Source organism: Rhizobacter sp. P3_B12, assembly GCF_056402895.1.
The window spans coordinates 1-698 of the sequence record NZ_JBFUGN010001646.1; the positions used below are offsets into that span (position 1 = coordinate 1).

General features: G+C 75.3%; 1 protein-coding gene. It reads left to right on the forward strand.

All coding sequences use genetic code 11. The features are described 5' to 3' along the window. The coding region (locus AC1D01_RS37445) for a M24 family metallopeptidase (RefSeq protein ID WP_477874990.1) at nt 1–698 on the forward strand (698 nt) is incomplete at both ends.

A 698-nucleotide genomic window follows, 5' to 3' on the forward strand; every position in this document is an offset into this window, starting at 1 on the left:
GGCTCGACGAGCTGCTGCCCGAGCTGATGGGCCGCGTGCGCAATGTCTGGACGCTGTTCACCGTGCCGAGCGCGATCGACCAGCGCCTGCCCGGCTGGCTGGCGCGCGCACGCACCCGCGCCGGCCTCGGCGCCGAGGGGCCGGTGCATCGCGACCTCGGCCCGCTGGTCGATGAGATGCGGCTGATCAAGGACAGYGACGAGATCGAGACGATGCGCCGTGCCGCGGCGATCTCCGCCGGCGCCCATGCGCGCGCGATGCACTGGTGCGGGCAGCGCTTCCGCGCCGACCCGGCGGCTGCCGTGCGCGAGTACGAGATCGAGGCCGAGCTGCTGCATGAGTTCCGCCGCCATGGCGCGAGCGGGCCGGCCTACGGCAGCATCGTCGCGGCCGGCGGCAATGCCTGCGTGCTGCACCACGCGGCCGGCCCCGGCGAGCTGCGCGCCGGCCAGCTGTGCCTGGTCGACGCCGGCTGCGAGCTCGACGGGTATGCGAGCGACATCAGCCGCACCTTTCCCGCCGATGGCCGCTTCACCGCGCCGCAGCGCGCGCTGTACGACGTGGTGCTGGCGGCGCAGCAGGTGGCGGTGGCCGCGACGCGGCCCGGCCGCCGCCAGCGCGACGCCCATGAGGCCGCGGTGCGCGTGCTGTCGCAGGGCCTGCTCGACCACGGGCTGCTGTCACACGACCGGCACGGC